The organism is Aeromonas sp. s12 (assembly GCF_040907925.1).
GTDB classification, from domain to species: domain Bacteria; phylum Pseudomonadota; class Gammaproteobacteria; order Enterobacterales; family Aeromonadaceae; genus Aeromonas; species Aeromonas veronii.
This window is the reverse complement of record NZ_JBFOCT010000008.1, coordinates 111,241-128,147: the sequence shown is the minus strand read 5'-3', so window position 1 is coordinate 128,147 and position 16,907 is coordinate 111,241. Positions and strand designations below refer to the sequence as shown.

At 60.9% G+C, this 16,907-nt stretch carries 16 protein-coding genes and 1 tRNA gene; 7 read left to right on the top strand and 10 right to left on the bottom strand.

The window, feature by feature from the left end; translation table 11 throughout:
• Positions 1-28: 28 nt before the first annotated feature.
• The 6 genes from AB5Y67_RS02865 to pspA form a co-directional block, all read right to left on the bottom strand.
• On the bottom strand, positions 29-952 hold the full coding sequence (locus tag AB5Y67_RS02865) for a LysR family transcriptional regulator (RefSeq protein ID WP_019444923.1): 924 nt from the start codon (positions 950-952) through the stop codon (positions 29-31).
• Positions 953-1,142: 190 nt separating this feature from the next.
• Entirely contained in the window at positions 1,143-2,174 is a 1,032-nt protein-coding gene (locus tag AB5Y67_RS02860) for a YcjF family protein (protein WP_115521820.1), read from the bottom strand.
• Between the two features lie 53 nt (positions 2,175-2,227).
• The gene (locus AB5Y67_RS02855; protein ID WP_199427417.1) at positions 2,228-3,634 is read right to left on the bottom strand and encodes a YcjX family protein; all 1,407 of its coding nucleotides are present in this window, start codon (positions 3,632-3,634) and stop codon (positions 2,228-2,230) included.
• 145 nt (positions 3,635-3,779) lie between these two features.
• Positions 3,780-4,184 (bottom strand): envelope stress response membrane protein PspC, encoded by a 405-nt coding sequence (pspC, locus tag AB5Y67_RS02850; protein ID WP_042657602.1) that lies wholly within the window; start codon positions 4,182-4,184, stop codon positions 3,780-3,782.
• Positions 4,181-4,417: an envelope stress response membrane protein PspB gene (gene pspB, locus AB5Y67_RS02845; protein WP_005333672.1), complete on the bottom strand. Its 237-nt coding sequence runs from the start codon at positions 4,415-4,417 to the stop codon at positions 4,181-4,183. The genes pspC and pspB overlap by 4 nt, the downstream gene beginning before the upstream one ends.
• Before the next feature lie 3 nt (positions 4,418-4,420).
• Entirely contained in the window at positions 4,421-5,107 is a 687-nt protein-coding gene (gene pspA / locus AB5Y67_RS02840; RefSeq protein ID WP_005361184.1) for a phage shock protein PspA, read from the bottom strand.
• Positions 5,108-5,303: 196 nt separating this feature from the next.
• Here pspA and pspF point away from each other — a divergent pair, with 196 nt between their 5' ends.
• The 6 genes from pspF (at position 5,304) to AB5Y67_RS02810 (ending at position 11,745) form a co-directional block, all read left to right on the top strand.
• The gene (pspF, locus tag AB5Y67_RS02835) at positions 5,304-6,332 is read left to right on the top strand and encodes a phage shock protein operon transcriptional activator (protein WP_199427416.1); all 1,029 of its coding nucleotides are present in this window, start codon (positions 5,304-5,306) and stop codon (positions 6,330-6,332) included.
• 108 nt (positions 6,333-6,440) lie between these two features.
• Positions 6,441-8,036: an ABC transporter substrate-binding protein SapA gene (sapA, locus tag AB5Y67_RS02830; protein WP_325793830.1), complete on the top strand. Its 1,596-nt coding sequence runs from the start codon at positions 6,441-6,443 to the stop codon at positions 8,034-8,036.
• Between the two features lie 2 nt (positions 8,037-8,038).
• Positions 8,039-8,998: an ABC transporter permease subunit gene (locus AB5Y67_RS02825; RefSeq protein WP_005333676.1), complete on the top strand. Its 960-nt coding sequence runs from the start codon at positions 8,039-8,041 to the stop codon at positions 8,996-8,998.
• Positions 8,999-9,033: 35 nt separating this feature from the next.
• Positions 9,034-9,927, top strand: coding sequence for an ABC transporter permease subunit (locus tag AB5Y67_RS02820; RefSeq protein WP_005333677.1), 894 nt, complete (start codon positions 9,034-9,036; stop codon positions 9,925-9,927).
• The gene (locus AB5Y67_RS02815; protein ID WP_005333679.1) at positions 9,927-10,925 is read left to right on the top strand and encodes an oligopeptide/dipeptide ABC transporter ATP-binding protein; all 999 of its coding nucleotides are present in this window, start codon (positions 9,927-9,929) and stop codon (positions 10,923-10,925) included. Before AB5Y67_RS02820 ends, AB5Y67_RS02815 begins: the two co-directional genes overlap by 1 nt.
• A 34-nt stretch (positions 10,926-10,959) precedes the next feature.
• The gene (locus tag AB5Y67_RS02810; protein ID WP_005333681.1) at positions 10,960-11,745 is read left to right on the top strand and encodes an ABC transporter ATP-binding protein; all 786 of its coding nucleotides are present in this window, start codon (positions 10,960-10,962) and stop codon (positions 11,743-11,745) included.
• 105 nt (positions 11,746-11,850) lie between these two features.
• Here AB5Y67_RS02810 and htpG read toward each other — a convergent pair whose 3' ends face one another.
• The 4 genes from htpG to AB5Y67_RS02790 all read right to left on the bottom strand — a co-directional run bounded on the left by htpG (position 11,851) and on the right by AB5Y67_RS02790 (position 15,406).
• Positions 11,851-13,764 carry a molecular chaperone HtpG gene (gene htpG / locus AB5Y67_RS02805; protein ID WP_199427415.1) on the bottom strand — a complete coding sequence of 638 codons (1,914 nt, stop codon included), beginning with the start codon at positions 13,762-13,764 and terminating at the stop codon, positions 11,851-11,853.
• A 177-nt stretch (positions 13,765-13,941) separates the two neighbouring features.
• Positions 13,942-14,544 (bottom strand): recombination mediator RecR, encoded by a 603-nt coding sequence (recR, locus tag AB5Y67_RS02800; RefSeq protein ID WP_064341197.1) that lies wholly within the window; start codon positions 14,542-14,544, stop codon positions 13,942-13,944.
• A gap of 184 nt (positions 14,545-14,728) precedes the next feature.
• Positions 14,729-14,816: transfer RNA gene (locus tag AB5Y67_RS02795), tRNA-Ser, on the bottom strand.
• A gap of 134 nt (positions 14,817-14,950) precedes the next feature.
• Positions 14,951-15,406 (bottom strand): YbjN domain-containing protein, encoded by a 456-nt coding sequence (locus AB5Y67_RS02790; protein ID WP_193859395.1) that lies wholly within the window; start codon positions 15,404-15,406, stop codon positions 14,951-14,953.
• Between the two features lie 158 nt (positions 15,407-15,564).
• Here AB5Y67_RS02790 and AB5Y67_RS02785 point away from each other — a divergent pair, with 158 nt between their 5' ends.
• A complete protein-coding gene (locus AB5Y67_RS02785; RefSeq protein WP_005337120.1) occupies positions 15,565-16,902 on the top strand; it encodes a flavohemoglobin expression-modulating QEGLA motif protein in 1,338 nt (445 codons plus the stop codon).
• Positions 16,903-16,907 lie beyond the last annotated feature (5 nt).

Genomic DNA, 16,907 nt, shown 5'->3' with positions numbered 1-16,907 from the left:
TTTTTGGTGGCTACCCCGCAAGAGATGGCTAGCGAGGGAGCGCCTGACGGGCCCGCAACCGGCTCTGATCCCGCGCAATATCGATAAATTCCCGCGCCGTCCAATCCAGCCGAGAACCACGGCGCCACACCAGACCGATATCGATGGCGGGAATGGGCTCCTTGATTGGGCGCGCCTCGACCCGCTCCTGCTCCAGCGACCAGGGGCGATAGGCAAAATCGGGCAACAGGGCGACCCCGAGCTGGCTCGCCACCAGACTGCGCACAGCCTCCACCGACGCGGTGCGCAGTACGATACGGGGGGAGATGCCGTAGCGGCGCAGGCCGCCACCGATGATCTGATCGAGCTGATCGGCGGTCAGCGAGATCATCGACTCCTCCCCCAGTGCGGTGAGCGAGAGGGTCGACTCGGCGCAGAGCGGGTGGTTGGCGGCCAGCCAGAGCCGCAGCGGCGAACGGGTCAGCAATTCGGTATCAAACGCCTCTTGCCGGATGGTGCGGTTGGTCATCAGGATCCCCACATCCACCTCGCCATTGACGATCTGGTGCTCCAGAAAAGGCTGTTCATCCTCCTTCACCTCGATCTGCACCGCCGGAAAGGCGCGGCGAAAACGGCCGAGCGCCTCAGAGAGGTAGTAACCCGCCACCAAGGTGGTCACACCGATAGTGAGCCGTCCCTGATCCTGCTGGGCTACTGCTTTGAGGGAGTGGCTCGCCTCGGTCATGGCGCCGAGAATACGGCGGGCATGGAGCAAAAACTGGTGGCCCTGAGTGGTGAGGGTGACGCCGCGCGGATTGCGCTCGAATAGCGGGGCGCCGAGCTCGGTCTCCAGCTCGCGAATGGCGCTGGTGACCGCCGACTGGGAGATATGAAGCTCGGCTGCGGCACGACTCACTGAAAAGCTGTCGGCCACGGCCACAAAATAACGGATCTGGCGAAAGGTAAAGTTCATCGGGCATCCTTGCCGATTGGTACTATTGGTGTGATTGGTAAGATTGGCTGCCAGCTTAACCGTAAACGGGCGCCTCGCCAAAACCGGACACTGCTGCCAACTCAATGATCTGCCGATTAAAACCATGCCCCTGCGGCTTGGCGAGCACAACAGGGGCATGGGTCATCGCAGCAAGGTGCAGACAGGGCTATCAGGATTTGTTGAGATACCCCGCCAGCTGGCCGATCAGCCGCTTGCGCAGCTCGCCGAGTTTGGGTTTCTCGTCCGCACACCAGGGCAGCGGGCGGCACGCCTCTATAGTACGCAGGCCAAGGCGAGCAGTGAGCAGCCCGGCCCCCACCCCTTGCGCCGCGCGGGCGGAGAGCTTGGCGGCAAACTCGGCGCCCAGCAAGTCCATACCCACCTCGGTCACCAGCTCGGTGGCACCGGCGTAGAGCATGTTGCGAAACACCTGACGGATCAGACGTATGCGGCTCCAGTAGCCAAGTTCGATGGCATAGACATCGGCGATATCCTCGATCATCCGCAGGTTGCGCCACAACATCAGCATCATGTCGACGGTGGCGAGCGGGCTGAGCGCCACCAGCACAGCGGCCTCCCCCGACCATTTGGCCACCCGCGCCTGGGCCAGCTTGTCACGCTCGCCGAGTACCAGCTGGCTGTAGAGGGTCAGCACCTCCCGATCGCTGTGGCTCTCATCGAGCTGGGCCAGCCAGGTTTGATACCCCTCGCGCCCCTTGTCGCCACTTTTGACCGCCAACCCTTCGCAAAAGGCCTGCCCCTGCCCGACTCCCTGATGAGCAAGCAGATCTTCTGCTCGCGAGCGCACATCCTGACGCCGCTTGAGGGTGCGCAGCCGCAGCCACTCGCGCCCCACCACGCTGGCGGTCCCCGCAGCGACCAGCGCCGAGGCCGCCAGCCAGGCGCTGCCCCAGAGCGGGGTGGTGAGGAATTGATCGTAAAGAAAGGCACCATACTGGCCCAACGAGAGCAGACCGACTGCCCCCAGCCCCCACGCCAGCAGCCGATGGCGGCGGCGCGGTTTGCTGACGAGGGCGCTCTCCACCTCGGTGAAATCGTCCAGCTCGTCGAGGCGCTCGAAGCTCGCCTCCTCCAGCCGCTGGGCCGGTGCGGGCGGTCGCTCGTCACTGGCCACCGTCAAGGCAGGCTCAAGGATCACCTTGCCCTGCAGCGGTGGCCGCTCTTTTATCTGATCGTTCATCGCATTGTTCTCCTGTGCGCAGCCTTCGGCTCAGGTGCCAAGACCGCACACCGTTATTCGAGGTGATCCCCGAGCAGAAACTCCAGCGCCGCATCGAGCCGGATATGGGGCAACGCCTGATGGGGGCTCATGGGCATGGGGCGAAACGCCTGAAAATCAAAACCCTGACTGTTCCACCACTGCGCAGGCGGAATATGAGGCGGCACCTCCCCGGGGAAGAGCAGCAGCGGCTCACCGTTCAGGCTGGTGCCACGGATGGCGGGGAACTCGCGGCCATTGGCCACCCCCTTGCCAACTTCCGTCGCCTTGATGGCGGCGAGCGCCAGACACTCGGTGGTGATCCCCTCAAAACGGGCCTGACCGCGACCGCTGCGTACCAGATGCTGGAGCAGGGAGACCATGGGCGCATGCTGTTCGGGGGTGACGTGATCGGCCTTGCTCGCCACAAACAGCAGCTTGTCGATACGGGGCGAGAAGAGTCGCCGCCACCAGTTGCTCTTGCCGTAGGCAAAGCTCTCCATGATGCGGGCGATGGCCTGCTGCATGTCGCCAAAGCTGGCCGCCCCGGCGTTGAGAGGCTGCAGGCAATCCACCAGCACGATCTGGCGATCAAAGCCGGCAAAGTGCTGCTCATAAAAACCCTGCACCAGATGCTGTTTGTACTGCTCGAAGCGCTGCCTGAGAGTGGCGTAGAGGGTACCATCGGCGGGCTCGCTGTCAGGCATCTCCCACACCCAGGGGACAAATTGCAGCATGGGGGCACCGGCATACTCCCCCGGCAACACGAAGCGACCGGGTTGAATAAGGTGCAATCCCAGCTCCTGTTTGCAGGCATGCAGATAGGCGGTGTAGCGCTCGGCAAGCTCAGCCACCGGCCGCTCTTCGAAGCGCTGATCGACCTGCCACCCGGGTGTCAGCCAGCTGGCGGCAAGTGCCTGCAGCTCTGGGCGACGAAGCTGCTCGCGCACCTGTTCGCTCCACTGCTCGTAGCTCATCTCAAGGAGCGGCAAGTCGAGCAGCCACTCCCCGGGGTAGTCCACCAGATCCACGTAGAGGGTGGAGATCTCCCCCAGATGTTTGCGCAGGGGATGACGGGTGCGATAACGGATTTCGAGGCGCACTTCGGCCACCCCGCGGGTCGGCTCGGGCCAGGCAGGTGGATCGCTAAACAGGGAGTCGAGGCCACGCTCGTAGGCAAAGGTGGGGATGTGGGCATTGAGCTGCGGCACCCGGCGAGCACCGAGGATGCGCCCCTGACGCAGGGCATCCCACAACGGCAAACGGCCGTCGATGGCCGCGTGTTCCAGCTGGTTGACCAGCGCCGTGATAAAGGCGGTTTTGCCGCTGCGAGAGAGGCCGGTCACCGCCAGCCGGATATGGCGATCCCGCACCCGGTTCACCACGTCGTTCGCCTTGTGTTGCAGGCGAGTCAACTTCTGTTCCAGTTTGTTGAGTATCAAGGCTTGATCCGTTCTCCCTTGGTGGTTGCATCCGGCGTGCTCAGCCGTGCGAGAGGTCGACCGCTTATCCACGTCTGGATAGTTGTCGTCGATGGTGGATCATCACAGAAGATTCCACCATCGACATTGAGTGCTTTGGCAAGCACTACAGCTTGCGAAATTCCCGCTGCAGGGTGAACTCCCTGGAGGTCACCAGTTTCTCGATCCGCTGAACTCTGGGCTCCAGCGCGTCAAGTTCCTGCGCGATACGGCCCAGCGCCTGATGAGGGGTGATCCCCGCCTGCCAGCTGCGCGCTTTCATCCGCACCTCGGCAAAGTCGGCATCCTCTTGCGAATAGAGGGTGACCGGCTTTTTGTCGAGCAGGAACCAGGCGGCGATATAGGCGGTGAAGGTGATGAAACCGGCGAAGATAAGGCCACTGATGGCGAGCAGCCGCACGATCCAGGTCTCCACCCCGAAATACTCAGCCAAACCGGCACAGATCCCGGCTATCTTGCCACGCAGGGGATCACGATAGAGGTTACGCCCTTCACGACTGACACTGCTCATACCTTGTTCCTCCAACCGGGTACTTCCGCATCCAGAATCGACTCCAGCGCGCCCACTCGCTCCTGCATCTTCTCGGTGCGAGCCAGCAGCCCTTGCAGCTGTTCCCGCTCGCTATCGGCAAGACCGGCGCCAATCCGCCCCTTGGCACGATAGTGCAGCACCAGCCAGATGGGAGCCACCACCACCATGAAGACCACCATGGGAACCATCAATACGCCCAGCAGATCTTCCATCTGTTACTCCCCCTGTTTGCCTTCGCTTTTGCTGTCGCCCTGGCCCAGCTTCTGGCGCATGGCTTCCAGCTCACGACTTATCTGATCGTCCACTTCCAGCTCGGCAAACTGCTGCGCCAGCGCCTTGTCGGACTGACCCAGATCGGCGCGCGCCTCCATTTCGTCGATGCGACGCTCCATCCGCTCAAACTTGCTCACCACCGCCTGGCTCTCGCCACGGGCTACCTGGCTCTGCACATTGAGACGGCTGCTGGCCGCTTCGGTGCGAATGGCCATCGCCTTTTGACGGGCGCGGGCATCTTCCAGCTTGGCTTCGAGCTGACGGATCTCTTCACCCAGCTTCTCGATGCCGCTGTCTACCGCCTGCTGCTCGCGGTAGAGGGTCTCTGACAACTCGGTCTGTTTCTTCTTCTCGATAAGGGCGGCGCGGGCCAGATCTTCACGTCCCTTGGTCAGGGCCAGCTCGGCCTTGGCTTGCCACTCGTCGACCCGCTCCTGATGACGGGCGACCTGACGACCAATCTCTTTCTGGCTGGCGAGGAAGCGGGCCAGATTGGAACGTTCCTTGACCAGCTCGTCCTCCATCTCCTGGATGATCAGGCGCACCATCTTCTGGGGATCTTCTGCCTTGTCGAGCAGGGCCGTCAGGTTGGAATTGATGATGTCGGCCAGACGGGAAAAAATACTCATGATTGCACTCCTGTTATTGGCATGGCGTTGTTTCTCCATTGACAATGGCAACTTGTGTGCCAATCTGGAACAAAATTTAACTTGTTGATTTATATGGGGCAGAATAGCCGGATTGCAAGATGCCTCGCGCAAGTGATGATTAAAATCACCAACTTTTGGTAAGATTGACCAGCTTTTACAACTGACAGGGATCACTATGACCACGGCCACGGAAAGCCTGCTGGGGGAATCCAACGCATTTCTCGAGATCATTGAGCAGGCCTCACGGCTCGCCCCGCTGCGCAAACCCGTGCTGATCATCGGTGAGCGGGGGACGGGCAAGGAGCTGATCGCCCACCGCCTACATTATCTCTCGGCACGCTGGGATCAAAGCTTTGTCACCATCAACTGCGCCACCCTGAGCGAGAGCCTGCTGGAGACCGAGCTGTTCGGCCACGAAGCGGGATCGTTTACCGGCGCGGCCAAGCGCCATCAGGGCCGCTTCGAGCGGGCCGATGGCGGCACCCTCTTCCTCGACGAGCTGGCAACCACCAGCGCCAGGGTGCAGGAGAAGTTGCTGCGGGTCATCGAGTATGGCGAGTTCGAGCGGGTGGGTGGGGCCAAGCCCCTCAAGGTGGATGTGCGGCTGGTCTGCGCCACCAACGAGGATCTCCCTGCGCTGGCCGACAAGGGGCAGTTTCGCCACGATCTGCTCGATCGGCTCGCGTTTGATGTGATCACCCTCCCCCCCTTGCGGGAGCGGCGGGAAGATATCCTGATGCTGGCGGAGCACTTCGCCCACAGCATGACCCGGGAGCTGGGCTATCCGCTGTTTGCCGGTTTCTCGCGCAAGGCAACCCAGCTGCTGCTGGATTACCACTGGCCGGGCAACGTACGGGAGCTGAAGAACGTGGTGGAGCGCAGTATCTATCGTCAGGGCAATCCCCAGTTGCCGCTCTCGACCCTGGTGCTCAACCCGTTTGATTCCCCCTGGCGACCACAGGTCACGCAACCTGCGCAAGAGGACCTAAGCGAGGTACAATCTGCATCCCCCCTCGCCTTGCCGCTCGATCTCAAGCAGGCGGTGGCGGAGTACGAGATTAATTTACTCAAGCAAGCGATGCAGCAATCCCAGTATAATCAGCGCAAAGCCGCTCAACTGCTGGCCTTAAGCTATCACCAGTTCCGTGGCATGCTACGCAAATATCAGCTGCTGGATGGCGATAACGATGCAGAACAAGAGTGAAGGAGTGCGGTTGATGCCGACTCCAGCAACACGCCAGCCTTCGCGCTGGCACATTTGTATCAAAACGTGCGTACAAAACCCCTATAAGAACATGGTTCAACAATGAGAATGCTCACACCCTTGCTGCTGGGTCTGCTGGTGCTGGTCACCGGCTGCCAGAAGCAACCCGAGGCCTCCAAAACCGGACTCATCTATTGTGCTGAGGGATCCCCCCTCTCCTTCAATCCCCATGTTTCCAACTCCGGGGTGACACTGGATGCCAGTGCCCGTCCGCTCTACGACCGCCTGCTGGAGGTGAACCCCAACACCCTGGCGCTGGAGCCGGCGCTCGCCACCAACTGGCATGTCAGCGAGGATGGCCTCACCTATACCCTGACCCTGCGCAAGGGGGTGACGTTTCACCATACCCCCTGGTTCAAGCCCACCCGCACTTTCAATGCCGATGACGTGGTCTTCACCTATGCCCGCCAGCTTGACGAGCAGCACCCCTATCACAATGTGTCCGGCGGCGATTACCCCTACTTCTACAGCCTGGGGCAAGATCTGCTGATCAAGCGGGTGAGCAAGAAGGGGCCGCAGACGGTGGTATTCGAGCTGAATCAGCCGAACGCCTCCTTCCTCGCCACCCTGGCCAGTGACTATGCGGTGATCCTCTCCGCCGAATACGCCGAGCAGATGTTGCAGGCGGGCACGCCAGCCCTGCTGGATAGCCGCCCCATCGGCACCGGGCCGTTCAGCTTCAAGGAGTATCGCCACAACGAGTTCATTCGCTATCTGCGCCATCCCGGCTACTGGGGTGGCGATGCCAAGATTGCACAGCTGGTCTACGACATCACCCCCAAATCCGCCAAACGGCTGGCCAAGCTGCTGACCGGCGAGTGCGACGTGATGAGCACCCCTTCCGCCAGCCAGCTCTCGGTGATCAAGCAAAATCCGGCGCTGAGCCTCTCGGTCCAGTCGGGGATGAACGTCGCCTTTTTGGCCCTCAATACCCGCAAGCCGCCATTCAACAACGTCAAGGTGCGGCAGGCCATTGCCAGCGCCATCAATATCGACAACCTGCTGCAGGCGGTCTATTTCGATACCGGACTGCCCGCCAACAGCCTGCTGCCCACCCTCTCATGGGGTTACAACCCCAGCCTGCCCGAGCGCAAGCCCGATCTGAAACGGGCGCGCCAGCTGCTCAAGGAGGCGGGTCTGGAGAAAGGGTTCGAGATGCAGGTGCTGGTACAACCGGACGCCCGCCCCTACAACCCGGATGCGGTCAAGACCGCCCAGCTGATCCGCAGCGATCTGGCCAAGGTCGGGATCAAGCTCAAGATCGTGCAACGGGAGTGGCCGGTGATCGAAGGCCGCCTCACCAAGGGGCAGTACGACAGCCTGCTCTCCGGCTGGATTGCCGATAACGCCGATCCGGACAACTTCTTCCGCCAGCTGCTGAGCTGCTCGGCAGTGGAGCGGGGCAACAACTACAGCCGCTGGTGTAGCCCGGCCTTCGATCAGTTGCTGGATGATGCGGTCACCACGCCCCAGCTCTCGTTCCGGCTGCGCAACTACTACTATGCCCAGACCCTGCTTAACGAACAGCTGCCGCTGATCCCGCTGGCACACGCCTTGCGTACCCAGGTCAGCCGCAGCGACATCGAGGGGCTGACGCTGATGCCCTTTGGCGGCACCTCCTTCAACCAGGCTCACAGGGAGTAAGCATGCTTCTATACACCTTGCGCCGCATCAACCTGCTGCTCATCACCCTGCTGGCGCTGACCTTTGTCGCCTATCTGCTGGACTATCGGCTGATCGGCCATCAGCTCAGCTTCTGGAGCGGCTATCCCGACTTCCTGCGCCGCATTTTCGCAGGTGACCTGGGGCTCTCCAGCGTCTCCGGGCTACCGGTGCTGGACGAGATCCGCCACTACTTCCCGGCGACCCTGATCCTCTGTCTGGCGGCGTTCGCCATCTCGCTGCTGGTGGGGATCCCTCTCGGAACCCTGGCGGCCCTGTCACAGGGCAAGACGCTGGATCTCTCCATCATGACTGCCGGTCTTATCGGCTATGCGGTGCCGGTGTTCTGGCTGGCGCTGCTGGTGGTGATGCTCTTTTCGCTGGATCTCGGCTGGCTGCCGGCGTCGGGCCAGATCAGCCTGCTCTACGATGTGCCCCCCATTACCGGCATCGCGGTGATCGATGTGCTGCTCAGCAACGAACCCTGGCGGCAAGCGGCGCTGCACGATGCCCTGCGCCACCTGATCCTTCCGTCACTGGTGCTGGCGGTGGTGCCCACCACCGAGGTGATCCGCCATGTGCGCAGCTCCCTCATCGACGTGATGAAGCAGAACTACATCAAGGCGGCGGCGAGCCGGGGCCTTTCCAAGGCGCAGATCGTCTGGCGCCATGGTCTGAAGAACGCCCTGCCGCCGGTACTGCCGCTGCTGGGTCTGCAACTGGGTAGCGTGCTCACCTCCGCCATGATCACCGAGGTGGTGTTCGAGTGGCACGGGATCGGCCGCTGGCTTATCAGCAGCATCGCCCTGCAGGATTACGCCGCCATTCGCGGCGCGACCCTGGTGGTCGCCAGTTTCGTGATCCTGACCAGCGTCAGCACCGAGTTGCTGACCACCCTTATCTATCCGGCACGGCGCAAAGAGTTGTATGCCAAACAAGATTGAACGCGCTCATGGCGTGACCAGGAGCCAGGTATCCTATGCAAGATAAATCGAACATCTATCCCGAGCTCAAGATCCTCTCGCCCCTTGAGCAGACGTGGGCCTCCTACAGCCGCAATCCGTTGGCGATGGCGGGGCTCTGGTGCTTTTTGCTGTTGCTGCTCATCACGCTGGTGGGGCCGCTGGTCGTTCCCTACGGCATCGATGAACAGCACACCGACAAGCTGCTGCTCGCCCCCTCGTGGGCGGCGACCGGCAACATCGACTACTTCCTCGGCACCGACGATCTGGGGCGCGACATGCTCTCCCGGCTGGTGGTGGGGGCGCGTCTCACTTTCGGCTATGCGCTGGTCGTGGTGGTGATCGCCATGGTGGTGGGCTCCGCCATCGGTATCCTCGGCGGCATGAGCAAGGGGCTTAAATCGAGCGTGCTGCACCACCTGCTCGATACCCTGCTCTCCATCCCCTCCCTGCTGATGGCCATCATCATGGTCGCCATCATGGGGCCGGGTTTTGGCAATACCCTGATTGCCATTACGCTCGCCTTGATCCCGCCCTTTATCCGGGCCACCTATAACGCAGTGCATGCCGAGATGCAGAAGGAGTACATCACCGCCAGCCGCCTCGATGGCTCGCCTCCCTTCCGGATCATGCGGCTGGCTATTTTGCCCAACATTGTCGAGACTCTGGTGGCCCAGACCACCCGCACCTTGTCGGCGGCCATTCTCGATATCTCGGCGGTCGGTTTTCTTGGCCTCGGCGCCCAATCTCCCCAACCGGAGTGGGGCACCATGCTGGCCGATTCGAGCGACCTTATCTATCTCGCCCCCTGGACCGTCACCCTGCCCGGCATCGCCATCCTGTTCAGCGTGCTGGTGACCAATTTAGTTGGTGAAGGCATTCGCGAAGCACTTAAAGAGGGGAACGACTGATGCCGCTGCTCGATATTCGCAATCTCACCATCGAGATCGACACCCCGCAAGGCAAGGTCAAGGCGGTGGACAAGGTGAGCCTGACCCTGACCGAGGGGGAGATCCGCGGTCTGGTGGGTGAATCCGGCTCCGGAAAAAGTCTGATCGCCAAGGTGATCGTCGGCATCGAGAAAGACAACTGGACGGTTCGTGCCGACCGGATGCGTTTCAACGACATGGATCTGCTGACCATGGCTCCCAAGGAGCGCCGTCGCATCATGGGTCGCGAGATCGCCATGATCTTCCAGGACCCCATCAGCTGTCTCGACCCCTCCGAGGAGATCGGCACCCAGCTGGAAGAGGCGATCCCGACCGATTCGTTCGAGGGACAATTCTGGCAGCGCTTCCAGTGGCGCAAGAAGAAGGCCATCGCCCTGCTGCACCGGGTAGGCGTCAAGGATCACCGCAAGGTGATGCGCGCCTATCCCCACGAGCTGTCGGATGGCATGTGCCAGAAGGTGATGATCGCCATGGCCATTGCCAACCAGCCGCGTCTGCTGGTAGCCGACGAGCCCACCAGCGCCATGGAGTCCACCACCCACTCCCAGATCCTGCGACTGCTGGACAAGATGAACAAGCTGGGCAATACCACCATCCTGATCATCAGTAACGACATCGCCGCCATTGCCAACCTGACCGATACCATCAACGTGATGTACTGCGGCCAGATGGTGGAAGTGGGCACCCGGGAGCAGATCCTCGAGACCCCGCATCACCCCTATACCGATGCCCTGCTCAAATCGATCCCCGACTTTGACAAGCTGGTGCGCCACAAGTCGCGCCTCGAAACCCTGCCCGGCGTCATCCCGCCGCTGCAACACCTGCCCATCGGTTGCCGTCTGGGGCCGCGCTGCCCCTACGCCCAGAAGCAGTGCGTGCAGACTCCGTTGATGAACAAGATCAAGGGCCATCAGTTCAGCTGCCACTTCCCGCTGAACATGGAGGAGCCGAAAAAATGATGACCGTTAATGCCCCCATGAAGGAGCCCCGCTTGTGATCGAGCCATCCCTGTTGCAGGTCAGAGGCCTTAGCAAAACCTACCAGAACCGCACCGGTCTGTTCCGTCGTCAGGCGGTGGAGGCGATCAAGCCCCTCTCGTTCGATCTCGAAGTGGGTCAGACCCTCGCCATCGTCGGCGAGGCAGGCTCCGGCAAGAGCACCCTCGCCCGCATTCTGGCCGGCATGATCGAACCCACCAGCGGCGACATCGCCATCGACGGCCAGCTGATGGTGCATGGCGATTACCAGACTCGCTGCAAGCTGCTGCGGATGATTTTTCAGGATCCCAACACCTCGCTGAACCGCAAGATAAGGGTCGGCCAGATCCTGGAAACCCCACTGCGCCTCAACACCGAGATGACCGAGGAGGAGCGCCGCGAGAAGGTGGTGCAGACCCTGCGTATGGTGGGGATGCTGCCGGATCACGCCCTGTTCTATCCGCAGATGCTCTCCTCCGGTCAGCAACAGCGGGTGGCGCTGGCGCGCGCGCTGATCCTCAACCCCAAGATAGTGGTGGCCGATGAGGCGCTCTCCACCCTGGATATCTCGGTGCGCTCCCAGATCATCAACCTGCTGCTGGAGATGCAGGAGACCATGGGGCTGAGCTATGTGCTGGTAGCCAACGATTTGGGCATCGTCAGCCATATCAGCGACGAGGTGCTGGTGATGCACGAAGGTCGGGTGGTGGAGCGCGGCAAGACCCTCAAAGTGTTTGCCGATCCCCAACATGAGGTGACTCGCCGTCTTATCCAGAACTACAACAACGAATACCGCAAATAGAGAGGCGCTGGCCGCCTCCCTTGCCGCTGTGTTTCGCCGAGCTCACTCGGCGGGATCAAAAAAGCCCACTGCATGCAGTGGGCTTTCTGTTACCGGCGTTGCTGCTTAGGCTTGCAGCAGCAGACGGTTGATGCGGGAGACGAAGCTCGCCGGATCGTTCAGCCCGCCCTGCTCGGCCAGCTGGGCCTGTTCGTGCAGCAGGGTGACCCACTCACCGAACAGTGCCTCGTCTTCAATGGTGTCGAGTTTCTTCACCAGCGCATGGTCAGGGTTGAGCTCCAGAATGTACTTCTGCTCCGGTACCGGCTGGCCGGCCGCACGCATCAGCTTGATCATCTGGGTGCTCATACCGTAAGCGTCGGTGACGATGCAGGAGGGGGAGTCGGTCAGACGGTGAGTGACACGCACCTCTTTCACCGCATCGCCCAGGCTCTTCTTGACCCGCTCCACCAGACCGGCGTTGGCTTTTTCAGCCTCTTCCTGCGCCTGCTTGGAGGCTTCGTCTTCCAGATCGCCGAGATCCAGTTCGCCACGGGTGACGGAGATAAGCTGCTTGCCGTCGAACTCGGTCAGGTGGCTCATCAGCCACTCGTCCACGCGCTCCCACATCAGCAGCACTTCGACACCCTTCTTGCGGAAGATCTCGAGGTGCGGGCTGTTCTTGGCAGCGGCATAAGAGTCAGCAGTGATGTAGTAGATCTTCTGCTGGCCTTCCTTCATGCGGCCAACGTAATCCTCGAGAGAGACGGTCTGGGCTTCGCCCTCGCCAGCTGTGCTGGCAAAACGCAGGAGCTTGGCGATCTCTTCGCGGTTGGCGTAATCCTCGGCCGGGCCCTCTTTGAGCACGTTACCGAACTCTTTCCAGAACTTGGCGTACTTCTCGGCATCGTCTTTCGCCAGCTTGGAGAGCATGGTCAGCACGCGCTTTGAGCAAGCCTTGCGCAGGGAGGCGGTCACCTTGTTGTCCTGCAGGATTTCACGGCTGACGTTGAGCGGCAGATCGTTGGAGTCCAGCACCCCTTTGACGAAGCGCAGGTAGGTCGGCATAAACTGCTCGGCGTCATCCATGATGAAGACGCGCTGTACGTAGAGCTTCAGACCGTGCTTCTGCTCGCGGTTGTAGAGGTCGAACGGTGCGCGGGCCGGTACGTAGAGCAGGCTGGTGTACTCCTGCGCCCCTTCCACCCGGTTGTGACCCCACAGCAGCGGATCTTCAAAGTCGTGGGCGACGTGCTTGTAGAACTCCTGATACTCCTCGTCCTTGATATCTTTTGGGTTGCGGGTCCACAGTGCCGTGGCGCGGTTGACCTGCTCCCACTCGCCCGGAGTGCCGACGATGGTCTCACCATCCTCTTCGCGATCCGGGGTGCCCTCTTTGTACATCTCTACAGGCACGCTGATGTGATCGGAATATTTGCCCACCACGGAGCGCAGACGCCAGTCATCGAGGAACTCCTCCTCTTCGGCACGCAGGTGCAGGATGACATCGGTACCGCGACCCTCTTTGGTCACGTCAGCCACAGTGAAGGAGCCTTCCCCTTCCGATTCCCATTGTACGCCCTGCTCCGGAGCAGTACCGGCGGCGCGGGAGACCACGGTCACCTTGTCGGCCACGATAAAGGCGGAGTAGAAACCGACCCCGAACTGGCCGATCAGCTGGGAATCCTTACCCTGATCGCCGGAGAGGTTTTTGAAGAATTCTGCGGTGCCGGACTTGGCGATGGTACCCAGGTGCTCAATCACCTGATCACGGGTCATACCGATCCCGTTATCGGAGATGGTCAGGGTACGCTTCTCTTTGTCCACCACCAGACGCACACGCAACTGGCCGTCGTTTTCGAACAAAGAGGCATCGGAAAGCGCCTTGAAGCGCAGCTTGTCCGCCGCATCGGATGCGTTGGAGATCAGCTCGCGCAGGAATACTTCTTTGTTGGAGTAGAGGCTGTGAGCCATCAGGCTCAGCAGTTGTTTGACTTCAGTCTGAAAGCCGTGGGTTTCGGCATGAACACTTTGGGTCATGGACCAATCCTCAGAAACATCGGGTTGAACATATGCCCAACCTAGATGGGGACAGCGATCCAAATATCAAGGGGGCGAATGTGCAATCCTGCTCACTCGCCCCTTTAAATCCGCTCAAACGGCTATTTCTTACCCAGCTCGACCGCTATTAATGCGGGGAAACTGGCTGGCACCTTGCTATTTCAAGCGTTGGCGCCCCATCAGGGAGTGGGAGAGCGTTGTGCCATCCACCAGCTCCAGCTCGCCCCCTACCGGCACCCCGTGGGCGATGCGGCTCACCTCCACCCCGGCCGCACGGGCCATGTCGGCGATATACCAGGCGGTGGCATCTCCCTCGATGGTGGGGTTGGTGGCGAGGATCAGTTCGCTGATGTGCTCTTCCTTCAACCGGCGCTCGAGAATATCGAGCCCCAGCTCCTCCGGGCCTATGCCGTCCAGCGGCGACAGATGACCCATCAGCACAAAGTAGCGACCGGAGAACTGGCCGGTCTGCTCGATGGCCGCCACGTCCGCCGGGCTCTCCACCACGCAGAGCAGGCCATTCTCTTCCCGCTTGGGATTGGCGCAGATATCGCAGCGATCGTTCTCGGTAAAGGTGCGACAGTGGCTGCAATGACCAATCTCGGTCAGGGCGCGAGAAAGCAGCTGGGCCAGCCGCAAACCGCCGCTGCGATCACGCTCGAGCAGGGTAAAAGCCATCCGCTGGGCAGACTTGGGCCCCACCCCCGGCAATACCTGCAGGGCTTTCATCATCTCATCGAGCAGGGGACTGAACTTCATAACACTCCTTACACGGGCCTGCCCCTCGCCACCACCAGGGCCACGACGGGTCAGCAAAACAGGATAACGCCATTGGCGCAGGACTATACCCGAGCCCGCCGCCCATCGCCATCGGCTTGCCCACAGCGCCCGCAAAAACCCAGATAGCAAAAAGCCCTGATGTTTCCATCAGGGCTTTGCAATGTGGCGGTGAGGGAGGGATTCGAACCCTCGATACGTTGCCGTATACACACTTTCCAGGCGTGCTCCTTCAGCCACTCGGACACCTCACCAAATTTTGGTCTGTGGTTTAACGTGTTCAGCCAACACGGTGTTCGCTGCGCTGTTGCGCTGGAACGGGGCGTAATTTAGGGGAAAGCCCCGCCCGCGTCAACGGCTTTTTTCACCTGGCGAACCGTTCGAACACTTAATGCACAGATTCCGGTGCAACCTGGATTTCCGGCAGGTTGAGGAAGCCGAAACGTTCGCATTCGGCAACCAGTTCGTGGGTAGCGGCGATAGTGCTTTGCACGAACAGCAGGAACTGCTCGACGCTGAGTCCGGCCTTGGTAAAGACGGTGTGGCCGACCACCAGCCGCGGCAGGTTGTCATCGATGATATCGAGGAACACCTTGAGGGAGGGGTACTGCATATTGAGTCGGCCCAGTTCGGCAACCAGCGGCAGCATTGCGGAGGGGCGCACTTCCAGCTCGGAGGAGAACAGCAGGCCTTCCTCTTCCACGAAGATCCGGCTCTCCTGAATACCATCGACCGACTGCAAAGAGACAATGTGGATACCGTGACACTGGTCGCAGACATAGTGCTCGATACGAGCCTGTTGCAACCAACGCATGATCATTTCGGAGCTGGGGATATTCATCATTTCCACGACAAGATTGGGATCAAGGGGCGCAGTCTAAACCAATTTGCTATCAACAAAAAGCACGCCAACCCGATAACCCTGCGGCTCGCTTCTTTTTGGCAAGCGCTATGCATATACTCAGCCAAATCCACGATGACGCTTGCCCCACAGGGGGCCCCATGACTATCCAAGAAAAGTATCGCCTTCATCTGAAATCACTCTCGGATGAGCTGCTCACCCTGCAAAAACCCATCCGCATTCTGGATGCCATCAAATGGCCACGCCATCTGCAGGATCGCTTTCTGGCAAGCGGTGGCAGGGAGCTGCCCGCTATCGACAGGCACTTCTATGATGCCCTCCCCCTCGGCTTCGATCCGCGCAACAAGTATCTGGAGCTCAAGGAGCTGCGGGACCGGATCCGCAGAAAACTGGGGCCACAGGACGATCTTGGCCGGATCCTGCAAGAGACGGTCGATCAGTACATGGTGGTGATCGAGATGCTGCGCCAGCGGGGCCAACCCGATTTTCAGCGTTACAGCCAGCTGCTTTATGGCTCTGCCAGCGATCACCTGCGTGGGGATCGCAAGACTCTCAAGGAGCTGGGCGCCCGCCTGTGCGATATCTTCTCCCTGCCCGGCGCCCGCCATCTGGTGCGCCCCTACCCCAAGGAGTTCGAAGGAGAAGCCGCAGTCGCCAAACTGCAGGGCAAGCTGTCGAGCTACTTCAGTGACGGCACTGTGCAGGTGAAGCTGAGCGATGGGATTGTCTCCGATGCCGCTGCCGGGGGCGACTACATCAAGCTCAACTCCCACGCCCGTTTCTCCGAGCTGGACTTGCAGGTGCTGGAAGTACACGAGGGGTGGGTCCATGTCGGCACCACCCTCAACGGTCGCCAGCAGCCCTATGCCACCTGGCTGAGCGCCGGTTCACCGCGGATCACCGCCTGTCAGGAGGGGCTGGCGGTATTGATAGAGACCCTCACCTTCAGCTCCTTTCCGGATCGGGCCAAGCGTATCTCCGATCGGGTGATGGCCATCGACATGGCCGAGCGCGGCGCCGATTTTATCGAGGTGTTTCAGCACTTCGTGCAGCAGGGCACCAGCGAGCACGACGCCTACAAGATCACCCAGCGGGTCTTTCGTGGCGGCATGGTGGGCGGCGGCGCCTGCTTTACCAAGGATCTCTCCTACGTGCGTGGCTATGTGGAGACGGTCAACTTTATCCGCAGCGCCGTGCTGGAAGGGGTGCCCGAGATCCTGCCAATGCTGTTTGTCGGCAAGGTGACACTGGATGACATTCCGGTGCTCTATCAGCACTATCTGGAGGGGCTGATCGCCGCTCCCCGCTATTTGCCGCCGATGTTTCGCGATCTCACCGGCCTCTATGTCTGGTTCGGTTTTGCCTCCGGCATGTCACTGGTCGATATAGGCCGGGTACAGCACCATTTTCGCCAGCTGTTTCAACGCCTGCCGGTGGCAGACCCCATCATTGCGCCGGTGGATATCGAGATCGACTGAACCAC

Excerpts from the sequence above, each read along its gene's own strand:
- recR (WP_064341197.1), bottom strand. The coding sequence starts at position 14,544 with ATGAAGTTCAGTCCCCTGCTCGATGAGATGATGAAAGCCCTGCAGGTA.
- AB5Y67_RS02790 (WP_193859395.1), bottom strand. The coding sequence starts at position 15,406 with ATGATGAATATCCCCAGCTCCGAAATGATCATGCGTTGGTTGCAACAG.
- AB5Y67_RS02825 (WP_005333676.1), top strand. The coding sequence starts at position 8,039 with ATGCTTCTATACACCTTGCGCCGCATCAACCTGCTGCTCATCACCCTG.
- AB5Y67_RS02785 (WP_005337120.1), top strand. The coding sequence starts at position 15,565 with ATGACTATCCAAGAAAAGTATCGCCTTCATCTGAAATCACTCTCGGAT.
- pspC (WP_042657602.1), bottom strand. The coding sequence starts at position 4,184 with ATGAGCAGTGTCAGTCGTGAAGGGCGTAACCTCTATCGTGATCCCCTG.
- AB5Y67_RS02815 (WP_005333679.1), top strand. The coding sequence starts at position 9,927 with ATGCCGCTGCTCGATATTCGCAATCTCACCATCGAGATCGACACCCCG.
- AB5Y67_RS02860 (WP_115521820.1), bottom strand. The coding sequence starts at position 2,174 with ATGAACGATCAGATAAAAGAGCGGCCACCGCTGCAGGGCAAGGTGATC.
- AB5Y67_RS02865 (WP_019444923.1), bottom strand. The coding sequence starts at position 952 with ATGAACTTTACCTTTCGCCAGATCCGTTATTTTGTGGCCGTGGCCGAC.
- sapA (WP_325793830.1), top strand. The coding sequence starts at position 6,441 with ATGCTCACACCCTTGCTGCTGGGTCTGCTGGTGCTGGTCACCGGCTGC.
- pspB (WP_005333672.1), bottom strand. The coding sequence starts at position 4,417 with ATGGAAGATCTGCTGGGCGTATTGATGGTTCCCATGGTGGTCTTCATG.
- AB5Y67_RS02820 (WP_005333677.1), top strand. The coding sequence starts at position 9,034 with ATGCAAGATAAATCGAACATCTATCCCGAGCTCAAGATCCTCTCGCCC.
- pspA (WP_005361184.1), bottom strand. The coding sequence starts at position 5,107 with ATGAGTATTTTTTCCCGTCTGGCCGACATCATCAATTCCAACCTGACG.
- htpG (WP_199427415.1), bottom strand. The coding sequence starts at position 13,764 with ATGACCCAAAGTGTTCATGCCGAAACCCACGGCTTTCAGACTGAAGTC.
- pspF (WP_199427416.1), top strand. The coding sequence starts at position 5,304 with ATGACCACGGCCACGGAAAGCCTGCTGGGGGAATCCAACGCATTTCTC.